Annotated in this window: 18 protein-coding genes and 1 pseudogene; 14 read left to right on the top strand and 5 right to left on the bottom strand. The window is 63.8% G+C overall.

Translation table 11 applies throughout. From position 1 onward, the window contains the following. From dxs to C4901_RS04260, 12 genes are all read left to right on the top strand, one after another. Positions 1–1881, top strand: coding sequence for a 1-deoxy-D-xylulose-5-phosphate synthase (gene dxs / locus C4901_RS04320; protein WP_110136292.1), 1881 nt, complete (start codon positions 1–3; stop codon positions 1879–1881). 44 nt (positions 1882–1925) lie between these two features. Further along, a complete protein-coding gene (gene folE2, locus C4901_RS04315) occupies positions 1926–2744 on the top strand; it encodes a GTP cyclohydrolase FolE2 (protein ID WP_110136291.1) in 819 nt (272 codons plus the stop codon). A 72-nt stretch (positions 2745–2816) separates the two neighbouring features. Then, positions 2817–3245 carry a MarR family winged helix-turn-helix transcriptional regulator gene (locus tag C4901_RS04310; protein ID WP_110136290.1) on the top strand — a complete coding sequence of 143 codons (429 nt, stop codon included), beginning with the start codon at positions 2817–2819 and terminating at the stop codon, positions 3243–3245. A 24-nt stretch (positions 3246–3269) separates the two neighbouring features. Continuing rightward, entirely contained in the window at positions 3270–4157 is an 888-nt protein-coding gene (locus C4901_RS04305) for an HlyD family secretion protein (RefSeq protein WP_110136289.1), read from the top strand. Positions 4158–4168: 11 nt separating this feature from the next. Then, positions 4169–4624: a universal stress protein gene (locus C4901_RS04300; RefSeq protein ID WP_110136288.1), complete on the top strand. Its 456-nt coding sequence runs from the start codon at positions 4169–4171 to the stop codon at positions 4622–4624. A 35-nt stretch (positions 4625–4659) separates the two neighbouring features. Then, a complete protein-coding gene (locus C4901_RS04295) occupies positions 4660–6138 on the top strand; it encodes a DHA2 family efflux MFS transporter permease subunit (RefSeq protein WP_110136287.1) in 1479 nt (492 codons plus the stop codon). 94 nt (positions 6139–6232) lie between these two features. After that, positions 6233–6967: a type 1 glutamine amidotransferase gene (locus tag C4901_RS04290; RefSeq protein WP_205736180.1), complete on the top strand. Its 735-nt coding sequence runs from the start codon at positions 6233–6235 to the stop codon at positions 6965–6967. Continuing rightward, positions 6958–7872, top strand: a complete 915-nt coding sequence (locus tag C4901_RS04285; protein WP_110136285.1) for an ROK family protein — start codon at positions 6958–6960, stop codon at positions 7870–7872. The genes C4901_RS04290 and C4901_RS04285 overlap by 10 nt, the downstream gene beginning before the upstream one ends. A 430-nt stretch (positions 7873–8302) precedes the next feature. Beyond that, positions 8303–9106: a hypothetical protein gene (locus C4901_RS04280; protein WP_110136284.1), complete on the top strand. Its 804-nt coding sequence runs from the start codon at positions 8303–8305 to the stop codon at positions 9104–9106. A gap of 678 nt (positions 9107–9784) precedes the next feature. Continuing rightward, positions 9785–10327: a hypothetical protein gene (locus C4901_RS04270; protein WP_145960613.1), complete on the top strand. Its 543-nt coding sequence runs from the start codon at positions 9785–9787 to the stop codon at positions 10325–10327. A 242-nt stretch (positions 10328–10569) separates the two neighbouring features. Continuing rightward, on the top strand, positions 10570–10953 hold the full coding sequence (locus C4901_RS04265; RefSeq protein WP_110136281.1) for a hypothetical protein: 384 nt from the start codon (positions 10570–10572) through the stop codon (positions 10951–10953). Continuing rightward, on the top strand, positions 10950–11558 hold the full coding sequence (locus C4901_RS04260) for a hypothetical protein (RefSeq protein ID WP_110136280.1): 609 nt from the start codon (positions 10950–10952) through the stop codon (positions 11556–11558). Before C4901_RS04265 ends, C4901_RS04260 begins: the two co-directional genes overlap by 4 nt. 448 nt (positions 11559–12006) lie before the next feature. Here C4901_RS04260 and C4901_RS04255 read toward each other — a convergent pair whose 3' ends face one another. The 5 genes and pseudogenes from C4901_RS04255 to C4901_RS04240 all read right to left on the bottom strand — a co-directional run bounded on the left by C4901_RS04255 (position 12007) and on the right by C4901_RS04240 (position 14228). Then, positions 12007–12375: a hypothetical protein gene (locus C4901_RS04255; RefSeq protein WP_110136279.1), complete on the bottom strand. Its 369-nt coding sequence runs from the start codon at positions 12373–12375 to the stop codon at positions 12007–12009. 271 nt (positions 12376–12646) lie between these two features. Continuing rightward, positions 12647–12766, bottom strand: coding sequence for a hypothetical protein (locus C4901_RS19140; protein ID WP_370445964.1), 120 nt, complete (start codon positions 12764–12766; stop codon positions 12647–12649). A 109-nt stretch (positions 12767–12875) separates the two neighbouring features. Beyond that, a pseudogene (locus C4901_RS19135) lies at positions 12876–13430 on the bottom strand (IS66 family transposase); the annotation flags it as partial. A 43-nt stretch (positions 13431–13473) separates the two neighbouring features. Next, on the bottom strand, positions 13474–13875 hold the full coding sequence (gene tnpB, locus C4901_RS19130) for an IS66 family insertion sequence element accessory protein TnpB (protein ID WP_370445963.1): 402 nt from the start codon (positions 13873–13875) through the stop codon (positions 13474–13476). 53 nt (positions 13876–13928) lie between these two features. Beyond that, positions 13929–14228, bottom strand: a complete 300-nt coding sequence (locus tag C4901_RS04240) for a hypothetical protein (protein WP_145960612.1) — start codon at positions 14226–14228, stop codon at positions 13929–13931. Between the two features lie 270 nt (positions 14229–14498). Between C4901_RS04240 and C4901_RS04235 the strand changes: the two genes are divergently transcribed. Both C4901_RS04235 and C4901_RS04230 read left to right on the top strand, forming a co-directional pair. Continuing rightward, positions 14499–16199, top strand: a complete 1701-nt coding sequence (locus C4901_RS04235; RefSeq protein ID WP_110136275.1) for a proline--tRNA ligase — start codon at positions 14499–14501, stop codon at positions 16197–16199. Beyond that, positions 16177–16734 carry a transglycosylase SLT domain-containing protein gene (locus C4901_RS04230; protein WP_205736179.1) on the top strand — a complete coding sequence of 186 codons (558 nt, stop codon included), beginning with the start codon at positions 16177–16179 and terminating at the stop codon, positions 16732–16734. Before C4901_RS04235 ends, C4901_RS04230 begins: the two co-directional genes overlap by 23 nt. Positions 16735–17121: the final 387 nt, after the last annotated feature.

Raw genomic sequence — 17121 nt, 5'->3', positions numbered from 1 at the left:
ATGACAAAGACCGGGCACGCGCTTTTGCGCACCATCGATTCCCCCGCGGACCTTCGGCGGCTGCCCGAAGGCGTACTTCCCCAGTTGGCCCAGGAATTGCGCGAATACCTCATCACCAGCGTGAGTCGCACCGGGGGTCATCTGGCCGCCGGGTTGGGCACGGTCGAACTTACGATCGCCCTGCATTATGTGTTCGACACGCCCGAGGACCGTATCGTATGGGATGTCGGTCACCAGACCTACCCGCACAAGATCCTGACCGGCCGGCGCGAACGCATGGCGACACTGCGCAAGGCCAACGGCTTGTCCGGCTTCCCGAAGCGCTCGGAGAGCCCCTATGACACCTTTGGTGTCGGCCACTCCAGCACCTCGATCAGTGCGGCGCTGGGAATGGCGGTGGCCGCCAAGCAGGCACGCGAGGCACGCCAGGTGGTGGCGGTCATCGGGGATGGTGCACTCACCGCCGGCATGGCCTTCGAGGCCCTGAACAATGCCGGCAGCATGGATGCCGATCTGCTCGTGATCTTGAACGACAACGACATGTCCATATCGCCGAATGTCGGGGCGCTGTCGAGCTATCTCGCGCGCATCCTGTCGGGGCGCGCCTATTCGAGCGTGCGCAGTGGCAGCAAGACGGTCCTTAGCACCGTGCGTCCGGTGTTTCAGTTCGCCAAGCGCATCGAGGAGCACATGAAGGGCATCATCATGCCCGGAACGCTGTTCGAGGAACTTGGCTTCAACTATATCGGCCCGATCGACGGACACGATCTGGCAAGCCTCATCCCGACGCTCAGAAACATGCGTGACCTGAAAGGGCCGCGCTTTCTCCATGTCGTGACCCGCAAGGGCAAGGGCTATACGCCCGCCGAGGGCGACCCCTGCGTCTACCACGGGGTGACGCCTTTCGATCCGCAGACCGGCAAAATGGAGACCAAGGCCTCGGGTAAGACCTATACCCAGATCTTCGGTGAATGGCTGTGCGACATGGCGGCGGCCGACCAGAAGTTGATTGGCATCACACCGGCGATGCGCGAGGGATCGGGGCTCGTGGAGTTCTCGGAACGCTTCCCGGACCGGTACTTCGACGTCGGCATAGCCGAACAACACGCCCTGACATTCGCCGCGGGACTGGCCTGTGAGGGCCTAAAGCCCGTGGTCGCCATCTATTCGACCTTCCTGCAGCGCGGTTACGATCAGGTCATCCATGATATCAGCCTGCAAAACCTCCCGGTCATGCTGGCCATAGACCGGGGCGGGCTCGTGGGGGCCGACGGGCCAACCCATGCCGGAAGCTTTGATTTGAGCTTCATGCGTTGCCTGCCGCACTTCGTCATCATGGCCGCGAGCGACGAGAACGAATGCCGGCAGATGCTCTATACCGCCTACCAGCACGACGGGCCGACGGCGGTCCGTTATCCGCGCGGCAGCGGGCCCGGCGTGGCCGTCGAGCGGACCATGACGGCATTACCCATCGGCAAGGCCGAGGTTCGCCGCCACGGGACGCGCGTTGCCCTGCTGGCCTTCGGCTCACTCTTGAGTGCGGCGCTTGGCGCCGGCGAGACGCTGAATGCAACCGTCGTCAACATGCGCTTCGTGAAGCCCCTGGACGAGGCGCTCCTCATCCGCCTGGCGCGCTCCCATGAATTCTTCGTCACCATCGAGGAGAATGTCGTGGCCGGAGGCGCGGGTAGCGGGGTGGGTGAACTCGTGGGGCAGCTGCAGCTGCCGGTACGGGTCCTGAATCTCGGCCTGCCCGACAGCTACATCGAGCATGGATCCCCGGCACAGATGCTGGCCGATTGCGGGCTGGACGTGTCCGGTATCGTCCGGCAGGTCCGGGATGCCATGCCAGAGCTTGCCCGGGCCTCGGAATCGGCCTAGAATAGTAAATCGTTGACTAGATTACTCAAGATTAAGGTCCCGCTATGATCGCTGCACCGCCCGGTGCGCGAACCGACGACTGTATCGCCGATGTGCAAAGCAGCGTCGACTCGCGTCAGATCGCCATAGACAAGGTTGGCATCAAGGACATCCGCCATCCGGTACGGGTCAAGGACCGCAGTCAAGGCGAGCAGCACACCATCGCGCTCTTCAACATGTACGTCGAACTGCCCCATAACTTCAAGGGCACGCACATGTCGCGCTTTGTCGAGATCCTGAACCGTTACGAGACCGAGATATCGGTCGAGTCCTTCCAGGACATGCTGGTGGAGATGGCCCGGCGCCTGGAGGCCGACGCCGGCCATATCGAGATGACCTTCCCGTATTTCGTGACCAAGACCGCGCCGGTCTCGGGCGTACGCAGCCTCATGGATTACGAGGTGAGCTTTCGCGGCGAGATTCGCAATGGCCACGGCGTCACCACCATCGGCGTCGTCGTTCCGGTCACGAGCCTCTGCCCATGCTCCAAGGAGATCTCCGAGCGTGGCGCGCACAATCAACGGTCGCACGTGACCTTGTCGGTCAGAACCAATCAGTTCGTGTGGGTCGAGGACCTGATCGATCTCGTCGAAAAAAAGGCGAGCTGTGAACTCTATGGGCTCTTGAAGCGTCCGGATGAGAAATTCGTCACCGAGCGCGCCTATGATAATCCGCGATTCGTGGAGGACATGGTCCGTGAGGTCGCAAGCGCCCTGAATGCCGACCCACGAGTCGACGCCTACACCGTGGAATCCGAAAACTTCGAATCGATTCACAACCACTCCGCCTACGCCCTCATCAAGAAAGATAAGACGGCCATCTGACCCGCGCAACCCTTGCACGGCGGGGGCAATATCTGTTAGCCTCCTAATAGTTAGGGTAAGAAGGGGCGAGCGATGGGGCTTCCTCAAGAGTCGTTTGCAGGAATACTCCACGAAACGGCACGGCTGTGGCGAACCGAGCTGGACCGGCGGCTGCGACCGCTTGGTTTAAGCCAGGCCAAATGGCGCATGCTGGTCCATATCGCCTGTAGCGAGGACTGCACGCAGGCCGAACTCGCGGCACGCCTCGGGGTCGAAGCGCCGACGGTGGTGGGCTTACTGGACCGCCTGACCGCCGACGGTCTGGTCGAGCGGCGGGAATCGCCCCACGACCGCCGCAGCAAGACCGTCCATCTCTGCGAGGGCGGGCGCGCCTTGATGCGGCCCATAAGCGAAATGGCCGAGGACCTGAGCCGCGAACTTCTTACGCACCTGAGCGCAGAGGAAGTAACCGTAACCACCGCCGCTCTCAAAAAAATCCGTGACCGGCTCTTGTCCCTTTAAGACTTCAAACAGGCCCAGCCCCTCATGTCCCGACTGTCGCAGAGAGTCCGCGCCCTGCTCCGCCAAAAGGCCCTGCTCGCCTTCATCGCCATCCTCCTCATCTACGGCGCCTATGTGTATTGGCGCAGCCTTCAGGATTACGTGAGTACGGATGATGCCTACGTGGGCGCCCATGTCGTGTCGATAGCCGCGCAGGTGGCCGGACCGGCGGCACAGGTGTTCGTCCACAATAACCGGCCGGTTCACGCTCATCAGCGCCTGTTTGAGATCGACCCGCACCCCTACCAAATCGCCGTGCTCGCGGCGCGCGCCTCGGTCCAGCAACGGCAGGCCCTGCTCGCCAATGCCGAGGCCATCAGCGGCCGCACGCAACGCATGGCCGTGCATCACTTTTTGTCATCACAAGCCTCGGAGACGGCGCAGGCCACGGTCAAGGCCGACCGCGCGGCGCTGGCCGCCGCCCGCGCCGCGCTCGCGCGCGCACGGCTCAATCTCTCCCACTGCCTGGTGCGCGCACCAACCAATGGCTATCTCAGCAACATGCGCCTGCGGCCCGGCGCCTACATCCAGGCCGGCACGCCGCTGTTCGCGCTCATCGCGAGCCGCGAGTATTGGGTGACCGCCAACTTCAAGGAGACCTCCCTTAGCCACGTGATCGTAGGTGACCGCGCCCACATCCATATCGACATGTACCCAAATCAGCGCTTCCGCGGTAGAGTAGTTGGCATCAGTGGCGGGAGCGGTACGGCCTTCTCGCTCCTCCCGCCGGAGAACGCCACGGGGAACTGGGTCAAGGTCACGCAGCGCGTTCCGGTGCGGATATTGATCTTAAACCCGAACCCCCGCTGGCCGCTCAGGATCGGGACGAGCGCGAACGCCACGGTCTTTTTCCGCAAGGCCCGCAAACATTGACGGAGACGCCCATGGTCTTTCGCACCATGCTCCTCTGTTATGACGGCACCCGCGAAGGCCGCACCGCGCTCCATCAGGGGGCGGAACTGGCGAGCGCCTGCGGGGCCTTCGTCCACCTCCTTGCCGTGGTCCGTACAAGCGCCACATCGATCGTGGGCGAGTCGCTGTCGAGTGACGCACCGTTCGCGGAACAGACGCGGTACGTCGAGGAAATCCTGCACGAGGGTGTCACCCGACTTACAGAGCGCGGCATAAAGGCGCGGGGGCATGTGGCGCTGGGCGAGCCTATAGACGAGATCGCGCGTGCCGCCAAGACCCTTCAGGTCGATCTCATCGTACTCGGCCACCGCACGCAGTCGGCATTCGCGCGATGGTGGCGAGGATCCGTGGGCGTCACACTCCTCGATCTGTCAGCGTGCAGTATCCTGATATGTATCGAGAATCCTCCCCCTGAAACCGGGCCGTGAGCCCCCGACAGCGGCTACTAGTCACGATCGCGGTCATGGCCACGACCGTGATGCAGGTGCTCGACATGACCATCGTGAACGTCGCCCTCCCGCACATGGAAGGGCAGCTCGAGGCCACCCCCGATCAGATCACCTGGGTGCTGACGAGCTACCTCGTGGCGTCCGCGGTGTTCATGCCGCTCACGGGGTTTTTCATGGACCGGCTCGGCCGCCGACGTTACCTGCTCATCAGCATCTTCGGGTTCGTGCTGTTCTCCGCCCTGTGCGGATTGGCCGGTTCGCTTGGCCAGATCGTCGTGTTCCGTCTGTTGCAGGGGGCCTTCGGGGCCTCCCTGGTCCCGCTTTCGCAAGCGATCATGGTAAGCATCTACCCGGTCGAGGAACGCGGGCGGGCAATGGCCATTTGGGGCATCGGGGTCATGATAGGTCCCATTCTCGGACCCACCCTGGGCGGTTATCTGACCGAGGTCTTGAGTTGGCGCTGGACCTTTTTCATAAACCTCCCGGTCGGCATCCTCTCCTATGTCCTGGCGCTCACATCGGTCCCCGACACCGCGCGCCGTGAGCGCGTCATGGACTGGGCGGGGCTCACCTATCTGGCCCTATGCATCAGCGCCCTGCAATTTCTCCTGGATCGCGGCAACGAATACGGCTGGCTCGGATCGCTGCGCATTCAGCTGGCGGTGGTGGTGACAATCGCTGGTCTGGCCGCCTTCGCGGTGCATAGTATCGGGCGGCGCGGATCACGCCTGTTCGATCTGCGCATCTTGGCCGACCGCAACTTTACAGTGGCAAGCCTGCTGCTCGCGATCTTCGGTCTCGGCATGTACGGCTCCATGGTCATGCAGCCGCTATTCCTGGAGGAGCTCCTTCATTACCCGACGCTTACCACCGGTCTTGCCATGGCGCCGCGGGGCGTGGTGAGCGCATTCAGCATGTTGCTCGTAGGCCGGCTCATCACGCGCATGAGTCCGCGCATCCTGATCGCCATCGGCATCGTGCTGAGCGGCCTTGGGACCTGGGGCATGGGACATTACGACCTCCATATCAGTGAATGGCAGGTCATTTGGCCGGTGCTGATCCAGGGTCTGGGCTTGGGCATGATCTATGTGCCGCTCTCGACGGTCGCATTCTCGACGCTCCCGCACGAATCGGCATCGGAGGCCGCGGGGCTCTTTAGTCTCATGCGCACGGTCGGCTCGTCCATCGGCATCTCGCTGGTCACAACCATGTTCATCCGCCATGGCCAGATTGCGTGGAACACGATAGGGGCGCACATCAGCACCTTTGGCGCGGCCGCCACCACCTATCTCGCGCCACTGCACCTGCTTCCGCAAACCCCGCTCGGCGCCCGCGTACTGGCCGGGACCCTGGCCCGGCAGTCGCAGATGGTGGCCTTCGACGCCACGTTCGTGTTTATCACGATGAGCTTTGTCGCCATGCTGCCGCTCGTGCTGCTGATCGGGGGGCGCCGGCTGGGCGGAGAGACATCCCCCATGGTCGCCGCCGACTAGGGCGCGGGCCTTCAATGCCGCTATACTGACGCACGGGCGATCCGACCCCGGCGCGCACGGCCGTGCGTTCGAGTGGGGCCGGATCGGGACGGTAATGATCAACGAATCAAGGCCTCTCCACCAGATGAAACCTCTTGCCATTTTCCGACATGCCCCCGGCGAGGGCCCGGGCTACCTGGCCGATGTCCTGAAAAGGCGCGACCTACCCTATACCCTGATCCGCGTCGATCAGGGTGATGCCATGCCGCGGACAGCCCGCGATTACTCGGGGCTCATCTTCATGGGCGGCCCCATGAGCGTAAATGACCCCCTGCCGTGGATCCCCAAGGCCCTGGCGCTCATCCGCGAGGCACAGGCTGGCGGCCAGCCGGTGCTGGGCCATTGCCTGGGGGGCCAGCTCATCAGCAAGGCCTTGGGCGGGGTGGTCGGACCCAACCCGGTGATGGAGATCGGCTGGGGCCTGGTCGAGCGCGTGCCGGGCGAGGCCGGCCGCCAATGGCTCGCCGGACTGCCCGAGCGCTTCGAGGTCTTTCACTGGCACGGCGAGACCTTCACAATCCCACAGGATGCCGCCCCGATCCTGACCGGCCCCTTCTGCCGCCATCAAGGTTTTGTCATCGGTCGCACCCTGGCCCTGCAGTGCCACATCGAGATGACCACCACCATGATCGATGCCTGGGCGGGCAGCGCCGCCGGGCGGCGACTCGTGGCCTCGCCCTCGGTTCAAACCGCCGAAGTCATGCGCGAGGATGCCGCCGCCAAGGTCGCGTCCCTGCACAAAACCGCGGACACGGTCTACGCCCGCTGGCTCGATGCCTTGTGCGCATAGGCATCGATCTCGGCGGCACCAAGATCGAAGGGATCGCCATGGACGCCGCGGGCCGCGAGCTCGCCCGCCGGCGGATAGCGACGCCGGCCGCGCAGGGCTATGGCGCGATCCTGGAGGCGATCGCGGCGATCGTCTGGGATCTCGAGGGCGTGGCCAAAAGTCCGTGCACCGTGGGCGTCGGCAGCCCGGGCGCGATCTCGCACAAGACCGGGATGCTGAAGAACTCCAATACCGTCTGCCTCAACGGCCGGCCGCTGCGCGAGGACCTCGCTTGTCGCCTCGATCGCCCGGTGCGCCTCGAGAATGACGCCAACTGCCTGGCCTTGAGCGAGGCGCGCGACGGGGCAGGCCAAGGCCTGCGCTGCGTATTCGCGGTCATCCTCGGCACCGGGGTCGGCGGGGGCCTCGTCCTCGACGGGACATTGTGGCCGGGGCGCCAGCATATCGCCGGCGAGTGGGGACACAACATCCTGGAGACCGACGGCCCGACCTGCTACTGCGGGCGCCGGGGGTGCGTAGAGACCCTGCTCTCGGGTCCGGGGCTTGCCGCCAGTTACCAGGCCCTGGGTGGGCCGAAAGGGTCCACCGCCCACGAGATCGCATCGCGCGTCGCGTGCGATTCCCGGGCGCAGGCAGCCCTCGACCTCTATTGCGCCCGCCTCGGGCGCGCGCTCGGGGTCGTGGTCAATATCCTGGACCCGGACGTGATCGTGCTCGGGGGCGGCTTGAGCGCGATCCCGGCGCTCTACACCGAGGTGCCCGCAATCCTCGCGCAAGCGGCGTTCACGGACGATCTGACCACGCCCATCGTCCCCGCCCGCCACGGCGCCGCCTCCGGCGTGCGCGGCGCCGCGCACCTATGGCCGCCATCGCCCCCGGAACCCCGCGAAGGCGGCGCGCCATAAGGACGGGATTCGTCACGGTGACGGTGGACAGAATGTGGACGCGGACAATTGCCCTAATTATAACATTTGTTATCGTTTACTGGGCCTTGACGAGCTTATCGGGGTCATCTAGAGTTCTCAGTGCCCTTGGCTATGAGTGTGTGCCATGTTGGAGACTAGGGTTGTCCACCACGGAGAAGCTTAATTGTGGGGGCGGTGAGTTTTCCTAGCGCCACCAGCACCTAGGGGTGTTCGACAGACGACCCCGGGCCTGTCAGTAAAAACAAGGCGGTGGGGAAAACGGATACGGCACAGTCCCGAAGCCGTTTTCCCCTGATATCCGCGTGCGGCTCTGTCCTCGAAAGAGGACTAGAGCTATGCATAGCATAAACCTTTATCGAAAATTTCGAATTACTACAACAACTCCTTCCGGGTCAGGCCTTCGCGTCGCTTGCTGATATTGCGCGCGCGGGCGGCGTCGATCAAAACGATTAAAAAAGAGGTCGCCGAGGGACGCTTTCCGGTTCCCACGGTCAAAATCGGCCGCCGGCGCCGCGTCTCTATCCTGGACCTCGCCGCCTACCTCGACTCGCTGACCACCCCGGCACCCCGCCCGGGCCGCCCCCGCTCGTCGCGTCGGGGTGGCCTAATACACATCCAGACCCGCTCCACGCCCCATGCGGGGGGCAATGCCGGCGATCCCGACTGCCGCCTATCTGCCCCGTGGACCGGCCTCACACTGTCCCAGCAGAGGGACCCCATCAAATCGATGGGCGGCAAAATCGCGGCCGCCGATCATTTTCTATCCATCGGCCATTCCGAACACTTCGAACGCAATACAAATCTCAGAGAAACAAAACTTCAGGGCCGCGCCATAGACCTGGACCGCGACGACCTTTCCCAGGGCGCCGACCCGCGTCGTTATGGCCGAGGCCAACGCCGCGCCCCATTGGTGCCCGCCAGGCTTTTGGGCTGCGATGGTTGGGACGCGATTCTCGGGGCAGCCCCCACCGACTTTCTAGATCGTGACGTTCTGATCGCGAGCGCCCAACTCGGTTGCGGAGAAACGGCGGCGATCGCCGAGGCGGTGGGGATCTCACAGCGACAGGTCCGAAATCTGCGAAACCGGATTCTGGCATGGGTGCGAGAGGAGTTGGATGGAACCGACATCGCCGCCCATCTGGACGATCCTATTACCGAGGGGCGGGTCGTGCGCCGTCCGCCCAGCCGGGCCGGCCGCAAACCTCGCGGGTGAGTCAGGCCGTTAGGCGCCGACCTTCTAAGAGACCTCATCGACCCAGAGCGCCTGCCCCGCATAATGCGAGCGGGCCGCGCCGTCCGCGCGTGCGGCCGGTGTGCGAGGGGCAGGCATCTTTTGACTGGGCTGCGCGAGATCGTCATGAAAAAACTTACTGACTTGTTGGATCACCCGATTGCATTCCATAGGCCTCTGATGCATGTGGCGGGGGGCGTGTTGCCGGCCCTTACGCTATCCAGGCACTCTATTGGACCAAGCGCACCTCGGACCTCGAAGGCTGGTTCTGGAAGACCCAGGACCAGTGGGAGGAGGAGACGGGCATGGGGCGACGGGAGCAGGCTATTGGACCAAGCGCACCTCGGACCTCGAAGGCTGGTTCTGGAAGACCCAGGACCAGTGGGAGGAGGAGACGGGCATGGGGCGACGGGAGCAGGAAACAGCGCGAGGGCGGCTCAGGGAAACGCGATTTTGGCAAGAGGACCTGCGCGACATCCCCGCCAGGATGCACTTCCGCGTGGACCTGGATCTGCTGGCGGCGGCCTTGTTGCTTGGTGGGGGTGAGCAAACAAGTATGGCGAAATCCGCCATACTGGTAAGGCGGAAAGCGCCAAGCTGGTTTGGCGGGTTCCGCCGATCTATATACTAGAGACTACGTCCGAAACCACAGCAGGGAGTATGCAGATAAATACATCAGCTCGGAGCGCTGACGCACTCCAAGCTGATGGCGTTGAGAAGAAGCGCCCATCCGATCTCATTCTTGACAGGGGTGAGACGCTGAATGAAGGCGCAGACGTTCCATCTCGGCAAAACCCCCATCCAGGGAAAGGATCGGGAAAGCCCGCGCCAGTGGATAATTCGCCCGCGGTGATCACCATGCCCGTGGTCGGCGGTGGGATGTACCCCGTCACCGAGGACGCGTGCAGGCTGTTTCGTGAGACCTATCCTACCTTGGACATTGGCCAGTGCATCCGCTCTGCGAAGCTTTGGCTCGTGTCCAATCCTAGCAAGGTCGAGACGCCGCGGGGTATGCCGAAGTTTCTGGCCGGCTGGATGGAGCGGGCACTGAACCGCGGCCAGCACCTGCTCGTGAACGCGTCTCGGTCGGTGGACAGAACGACGCCGCCGGCACGTGAAAGCCTGTCCGAGCGAAACCGCCGCGCCGGGGAAGAGCTCATCGCCCTCGTACAAGCCCGCGCCCATGGAGTGAAAAAGTCATGAGACCTCTCCCCGACCGAGAGGGGTGGGCTCAGGATCGTGCTCAGCCGCTCGGAGCGGCCCGTGGTGGCATTGGGTGCGAGACGGCCAATCCTTTCCCTCCCCCCAACAGCGCAGGGGACAAAGCAGCTAAGGTCATGGGCAAAAACCCCGTGAGCCGCGGTTGGGCCCTTTTGAGGCACTGCGGATCAGTTCGGTATGGTACGCTATTTCGGTCGCTTGCGAGGTAACCAGGGCAAAACGGGATGGATCAGCACGATTTCGAGATCGAAATCGAAATTGAGAAACTGAGGCTGAGGGCGGATCGTTTTAACGCACGGATGGAGCTTATCCGTCTGATGTTTATTCTGGGCGCAGGCCTTTATGCTCTCCATATGATTATGGCGGGGCTTGGTACGGCCATGGGACATTCCGCCGCCGTCATTTCGGCCACCAGTACCTTGGTGAAATCCTTGTGGGGTATCATTCCGTCTATTGCTTGGTTCTTCGAGCGGCAAGGAAAGAAGCGTGCCATCAAGGAAAAGGCACGCTTCCAACAGTTGGTGGAGAAGGGTGACGCCTACCGGAGCACAAGTGGCTTGACGGAGACAGGCGCCACCCCGCGGCAGGACCGAGGATCACATCCATGAATGACATCATGCTTGGCATCGCCATTTTGCTGGCCTTATCGTCATGGTGGTTTGTCTATAAACCGAGCCTCTTGGATAAGACCCGCGATGAGTTGTTTGATTTGCGCCAGGAGGTACGCGACTACTTTCTTCAGAGTGGACGGGGCTTGGATCATCCGCTATATGCTGCCTTAAGGGATCTCATCAACGGCCATCTTCGTTACACGGAATCCCTGACCATGTCGCGGTTTGTCGTTTGGGCCCATTGGCACAGTAAACACCCGACCGAAGCGGAACAGCTGCGGCTGAGAGTCGAGGCGCCTCTCCAAACAAATGACCGGGAATTAGCGGCGTTCGCTATGAACGTGCGGTTGCGGGCGGCGGGGCATATGTACGGGCACATGCTCGCCAATACGGTGCCGGGACTTATTGTGCTGGCGCTGGTGGGAACGATGCTTGCCGTGGTCACGTCTAAGCAATCGCAACCAAAAAGGCAAAGGGCGCGGACGTCTGCGGATTCGCGGTTGAATGATAGGGATCCGCTAGCACAGATATTTGATCGTGTGAGCCGTGTTACCCACTGGTCGCCACAGACAGCCATGGAAGAGTGCGCGATAGCGTCATAAGGACCGGCCACGCAAGTCGAAGCCAGTGTCGGGTGATGCGTGGCGTTGGGGATGGCGGTGCCGGTCCCCGCGGGTCAGGTGTTTGTACCTGACACAAATGGGCCGTCATCCACTACCGGTGAGCTTCGATGTCAGTCATGGTATTTTGCTCCTGTGGGTTATCGGATGTTGAGACACGCTTGGTCGTAGCGCGGGCAATCCGGGCCCTCTGTGATCGGTCCAGAGCCGTTGTACCGCAGGATGGCGTCGCGATGCGGGCTGGGATGGAAAAACTGCAAGTCGCCGACCGTGATGAGGTGATGATCCAAGTCGGCGTGCCGAGCGCCACGGCGCCACCGGCCACGGCCGTGAGCAGCAGCGTGAACGCCGCTGACACCCACTATCGCGCGATGGACCTATTAAGCGCGGTCCGCGCCTGCTTCTCGACGGCGGTTGCCACCTCGGTTTTCTACGATTCCACGAACGCCGCGCCTTTCTCGGCTCCTAGCCGGTCCAATCCAGCAGCCGCCTTTTGAAGCTCGGCAGCGCCACGGCTCGCGGCGACGCCGATGGTGGTGACCAACGCCGCCCCCGCTTCAGCCGTTTTGTCCTCGATGCCTTTGGCAACCCCGGCGGCCAAGTCGGCGCTGGCCTTCATGGTCCCTTGGTAGATCAACTCAGGGACCTTGCGGGTTTCCAGCGACAACGTCTTGACATGCTGGCCCGCGACCTGCGCCGCGAGCGTCGCATCCAGTACGGAGGCGACCATGGCCCACACCACATCATCAGTTCGATGCACGCCCAAATCGGAGGCCTTGCGCAACAGCGCCTCGCGCATCTCGGGGGTAGGGACTCAAGGGCCGCATCCCGCGGCGCTGCCGGACGCGGTGCGAGCGCTGGCGCCGGGGTGGGCTTGGCGATAGCGGGGTAAGCGGTAACCCAGCGGCGTTAGAGATCGCGAGGCAAGCCGACCGGCATACTGTCTTCAGGTACGACGAGGAGGCGTTGAGGGGTGGCGGGATCGACGGGGGCGAGATTACGGGCGTAGAGCGCGGTTGCGTGCGCCACGAACGGTCCGTCAGGGATTCGCGGTGAGCATTGGCGGCCCACTATGGGGCAATGCGATGGAGGTCGGAACGTAGGGAGTCGGCGGCAAAGAGCGGCTTCCATAACCGCTGAGTCAGTTGCCAGACAGCAGACGCCGGATGGGTCGCGACCCGCTGCAGCACATCGACCAGGTAGTCGTAGGGATCGACCCCCCTGCAGGCGGCAGGTGGCGATCAGGCTCTGCACGGTGCCGACGTGGTGGACCCCAGCCCGGTCCAGCCACGGGCGGCTCAACCGAAAGCCGGCATCCATGAGGCGCTGGTGTTGACGGTACAAGGGCAGGTGGTAGGCGAACTTGTCGATGAGCAGGCCCGCAAGGAAGCTCACGTCCGCCCGGCTGCCCTCGATCACCCCCACGGGGGCTGCCGGACAGCAGAGGGCGCCGTCGGCCCGGCGCTTGATGAGCGGCCAGACATACTTGATCACCACATAACTGCCGAGGCGCTGGGCGAGCCGGAAGGTCTCCTTGGTGTCGGTGACCTCAAACTCCTCGGGGGCCAACGCTTCCGCCTCGGGAGAGGCGAGGGGTAATGACCTCCATGGGCACCCGGTCGGCATCGAAGAACGGCAACGGCCCGGCCCCGTACCGGGGTTTTGGGCCACACGGCGCCGGTGGTGGGCGGCCACGGGCCGCGTAGGTGTCGGCGGCGGTGAACCAGTCTCGGGGCTGGTGAGGCCCTCGCCCAGGCTCATCTGGCCGGTATCCACCGGCACGATGCGCCGCTCGCTCTTGTGGCCGAATATCTGTGGGCGGAACCAATCGATCTGGCGCTTCAAGTGGGCCATCTCGCACTCAGCGTCCCTATGACGTCGACGACCTGCTGCGGACTCAAGCCCGCCGCTTCCTCGAGCGTCGGTGGGGTGGATAGAGGGCTGCATACCATGGGGTCCTTATACCGGAGCGCCTGTATGAATGGCAGAAGAATCTGTCGTTTCCTGCGCATTTCCTGGATATCGATAGCGTTGGCGCATGCGCCCTCCCTCCACACCCTCGAGCAGCAGCTTCAAGCCCGTCCAATCCATCTCCCGGTGGGTGACATGGCGCCAGTCGGACAGAAAGCGCCCCCTGCTCCAGACGCTTGGCCCACACGCACCACCCGCTGCGTTCGAAGTACAGGATCTTGATCTGGGTGGCGCGCCGGTTGATGAATGCGAACAGGTGCCCGGCCAGGGGATCCTGCCGCATGCCGTGTCGCTTAAGGGCGTAGAGGCCATCATAGGAGCGGCGCATGTCGACCAGCTGGCCATACAAAAACACGCGCACACGCTGCTCGGGAAAGAACATCAGCGCCTGTCCATGGTGAGGACGACGGCGCCCGGCAGTTCGAGGTGGATATCCCGGGCTTGGGTCCCTGCGCTCATGGCTCCGAGATCGATGAAGGGTACCGGATTGCGACCACGATGGGAGGCGGCTCCCTGCCGACCCTCACTGTCCCAGAGCCACGCCCGCCATCCATAGAACGTCTTGGTCGCGATCCCTTCCTTCTCGCCGAAGGCCGCGGCCCCAAGGCCGCTGCGCGCTTGGTCGGCCAGTCGTTCCCGCCAGCGTGCCCAGCGTTGCCGGATCATCACCGATCGTGTCATTGCCCGCCCCCATCCGTTGAACGATGGGCGTAGCATGTCGGCCGTTCCCAGCGGAATCTATAACGCCTCTGGGTTACCGCTTACATAGCGGGTGTCGCGAGTTTTTCGGCAACGCCCGCACAGGGCGCGGGGGCGCCTTCTCAATAAACGGGGCCCGTGACTCCCGCTTCTGGGGTATTCGTATATCATTACCATAGGTGGCGCGATAAGCGGCGGGCCACCTGCGGCGCCAGATGACCGGCTTCAATCACCGAGGACCTTTCCCAAACCATGCGTACCCAGGCGTTATTGCTGGCCACCTTGAAAGAAAACCCGGCGGACGCCGAGATCGTAAGCCATCGCCTCATGCTGCGCGCCGGCATGATCCGCAAGCTCGCCTCGGGGCTCTACACCTGGCTACCCATGGGGCTGCGCGTGCTGCGCAAGGTGGAGGCCGTCGTCCGCGAGGAGATGAACCGGTCCGGGGCCCAGGAGGTCTTGATGCCGGCCGTCCAGCCCGCCGAGCTCTGGCAGGAATCCGAACGCTGGCAATATTACGGGCCGGAGCTCTTGCGGCTCACCGACCGTCACGAGCGGGCATTCTGCTTCGGCCCCACCCATGAAGAGGTGATCACCGATCTCGCGCGGCGCGAGATCCGCAGCTACCGCCAGCTGCCCATGAACTTCTATCAGATCCAGACCAAATTCCGTGACGAGGTGCGCCCACGGTTCGGGGTCATGCGCGCGCGCGAGTTTTTGATGAAAGACGCCTACTCCTTCCACGCCGATCACGCCTCCCTCAAGGCTACCTATGAGGTCATGTATGCGACCTATCAGCGCATATTCACGCGCCTGGGCCTGCGCTTTCGCGCGGTGCGCGCCGACACCGGCAGTATAGGCGGTGATGCCTCCCACGAATTCCATGTCCTGGCCGATACCGGCGAGGATGCGATCATCACCTGCCCGGCGTGCGACTACGCCGCCAATGTCGAGCTCGCGCAAAGCGACGCGGCGCAGGTGCGGCCGGCGGCCACCGAGGCGCTCGCCGAAGTGCACACCGGCGCGGCCCATAGCGTGGACGAGGTGGCGCAGGCCCTGTCGGTCAGCGCTGAACGCATCCTGAAGACGGTGTTCATCAAGGGCACGCACGGCCCCATCGCGCTCTTTGTGCGCGGCGACCGCGAGATCAACCCGGTCAAGGCTACCAAGGTTCCGGACGCCCTGAGCCCGCTCACCTTCGCGACGCCCGCCGAGGTGCGTGCCGCAGGCGGTGTGCCGGGGGCGGCCGGACCCAAGGGGCTCGCGATCCCGGGTTATGCCGACCCCGAGGCCCTGGCGCTCGCCGACTTCGCATGCGGCGCCAATCGCGAGGACCATCACTTCACAGGCGCCAATTGGGGGCGCGACTTCCCGGAGCCCACCGTATTCGACCTGCGCGAGGTGGTGGCCGGCGACCCCTGCCCGCAATGCCAGACGGCCCTCGAGCGTGGCCGCGGCATCGAGGTCGGACACATCTTCCAGCTCGGCACGAAATACAGCAGCCGGATGGCTGCGGGCTTTTTGGACGAGACCGGCCAATCCCAGCCGTTCATCATGGGCTGCTACGGTATCGGTGTATCGCGGGTGGTGGCGGCGGCCATCGAACAAAACCACGACGAACGGGGCATCATCTGGCCGACCCCGATCGCGCCCTTTGCGGTCGCCATCGTACCCATCGGCTTTCATAAGTCTCCGGAAGTGGCGCAGGCCGCGCAGCGCCTCTATGAGGATCTGCGCGGCGATGGCATCGATGTCCTGCTCGATGATCGCGACGAGCGCCCGGGCGTGCTGTTCGGGGACATGGACCTGATCGGCCTGCCACACCGCCTGGTGATCGGTGATCGCGGTCTTAAGGCCGGCACCATCGAATACAAGGGGCGCAGCGATGCCGAGCCCGAGAACTGGCCGCTCGCCGATGTCCGCACCCGGCTTGCCAAGCGCCTGGCGTCTTAAGGCCTTGGGTCTCGCGCTGTGGGCGCTGGCGCAGGCGTCGAACGCCGCCGCCCCCACCGCGCCCTGGGGGCACATCCCTATCCATCGCGACGCGTTTGCGAACCGCTTCGCCGCCGAGGTGTGGCTCGCCGACATGTCGCAACGCCTGTCGGTCCTGGTCCCGGGGCGGCGCTTTCGGGTCCGCCTGCTCGAAGACGTCCGGTACGCGGCACTGCGCGAGGGCCTGCGCCCGCGCGTGGTGCTCGCCGTGATTGAAGTAGAGAGCGCTTTCAACCCCTATGCGATCTCCCCCCGGGGGGCGCTTGGTCTCATGCAGGTGATGCCGTTCTGGACGAAGCGGCTGGGCCAGCCTGGCGCCAACCTCTTCCGGATCCGCACGAACCTGCGCATGGGCTGTCACATCCTTCGGCATTACTTGAATCGTCACCGCGGCGATCTGTTCACGGCGCTCGCCGCCTATAACGGCAGCAACGGACTCCCCTACTACCCCGACCGCGTCTATCGCGTCTTCCATGCGCGCTGGTTCCATCAATAGCGGATCCGCGGGCGATCCTTCCACTCACTGGACTTAACCCACACCGTCCAGCCATTCAGTCGAAGTCGGTTCGTTCCGCCGGGTTCTGGTGATGGTCGAACATTCGCGCGACCTGGCTTTGGACCACGCGCGCCTGCGACAATGACGGCAATCGTCCGAGGGGGGGGGAACTCCATGTCGTCCGTCTCATGGCCGTCACTACGGCCCGATCCTGTGATCTCGCACAGGAAAAAGGCCTTGTAGACGTGGAACGTCATCGGCCGGGAAATGTCCTCTTCGTTCGCTGCGTGGCCCCCGAATGGAGTTTCGTCGATAGGCTCCCCTATTTGTCCAACTTTTACGGCCTCCCCGGCGGGGCGGGGGGTCGTTCTTGTAGGCCAGACAAGA

Origin of the sequence: Acidiferrobacter sp. SPIII_3 (genome assembly GCF_003184265.1) — a bacterium.
Lineage (GTDB): Bacteria > Pseudomonadota > Gammaproteobacteria > Acidiferrobacterales > Acidiferrobacteraceae > Acidiferrobacter.
The sequence above is the reverse complement of the archived record's forward strand: the minus strand, read 5'-3'. Positions and strand labels throughout refer to the sequence as shown.

Coding starts and splice junctions, on each gene's coding strand:
- C4901_RS04270 (WP_145960613.1), top strand. CDS start 9,785: ATGCAGATAAATACATCAGCTCGGAGCGCTGACGCACTCCAAGCTGAT.
- C4901_RS04265 (WP_110136281.1), top strand. CDS start 10,570: ATGGATCAGCACGATTTCGAGATCGAAATCGAAATTGAGAAACTGAGG.
- C4901_RS04295 (WP_110136287.1), top strand. CDS start 4,660: ATGGCCACGACCGTGATGCAGGTGCTCGACATGACCATCGTGAACGTC.
- tnpB (WP_370445963.1), bottom strand. CDS start 13,875: ATGCGCCGCTCCTATGATGGCCTCTACGCCCTTAAGCGACACGGCATG.
- C4901_RS04300 (WP_110136288.1), top strand. CDS start 4,169: ATGGTCTTTCGCACCATGCTCCTCTGTTATGACGGCACCCGCGAAGGC.
- C4901_RS04260 (WP_110136280.1), top strand. CDS start 10,950: ATGAATGACATCATGCTTGGCATCGCCATTTTGCTGGCCTTATCGTCA.
- C4901_RS04240 (WP_145960612.1), bottom strand. CDS start 14,228: ATGACACGATCGGTGATGATCCGGCAACGCTGGGCACGCTGGCGGGAA.
- C4901_RS04290 (WP_205736180.1), top strand. CDS start 6,233: ATGATCAACGAATCAAGGCCTCTCCACCAGATGAAACCTCTTGCCATT.
- C4901_RS04235 (WP_110136275.1), top strand. CDS start 14,499: ATGCGTACCCAGGCGTTATTGCTGGCCACCTTGAAAGAAAACCCGGCG.
- folE2 (WP_110136291.1), top strand. CDS start 1,926: ATGATCGCTGCACCGCCCGGTGCGCGAACCGACGACTGTATCGCCGAT.
- C4901_RS04310 (WP_110136290.1), top strand. CDS start 2,817: ATGGGGCTTCCTCAAGAGTCGTTTGCAGGAATACTCCACGAAACGGCA.
- dxs (WP_110136292.1), top strand. CDS start 1: ATGACAAAGACCGGGCACGCGCTTTTGCGCACCATCGATTCCCCCGCG.
- C4901_RS04305 (WP_110136289.1), top strand. CDS start 3,270: ATGTCCCGACTGTCGCAGAGAGTCCGCGCCCTGCTCCGCCAAAAGGCC.
- C4901_RS04255 (WP_110136279.1), bottom strand. CDS start 12,375: ATGCGCGAGGCGCTGTTGCGCAAGGCCTCCGATTTGGGCGTGCATCGA.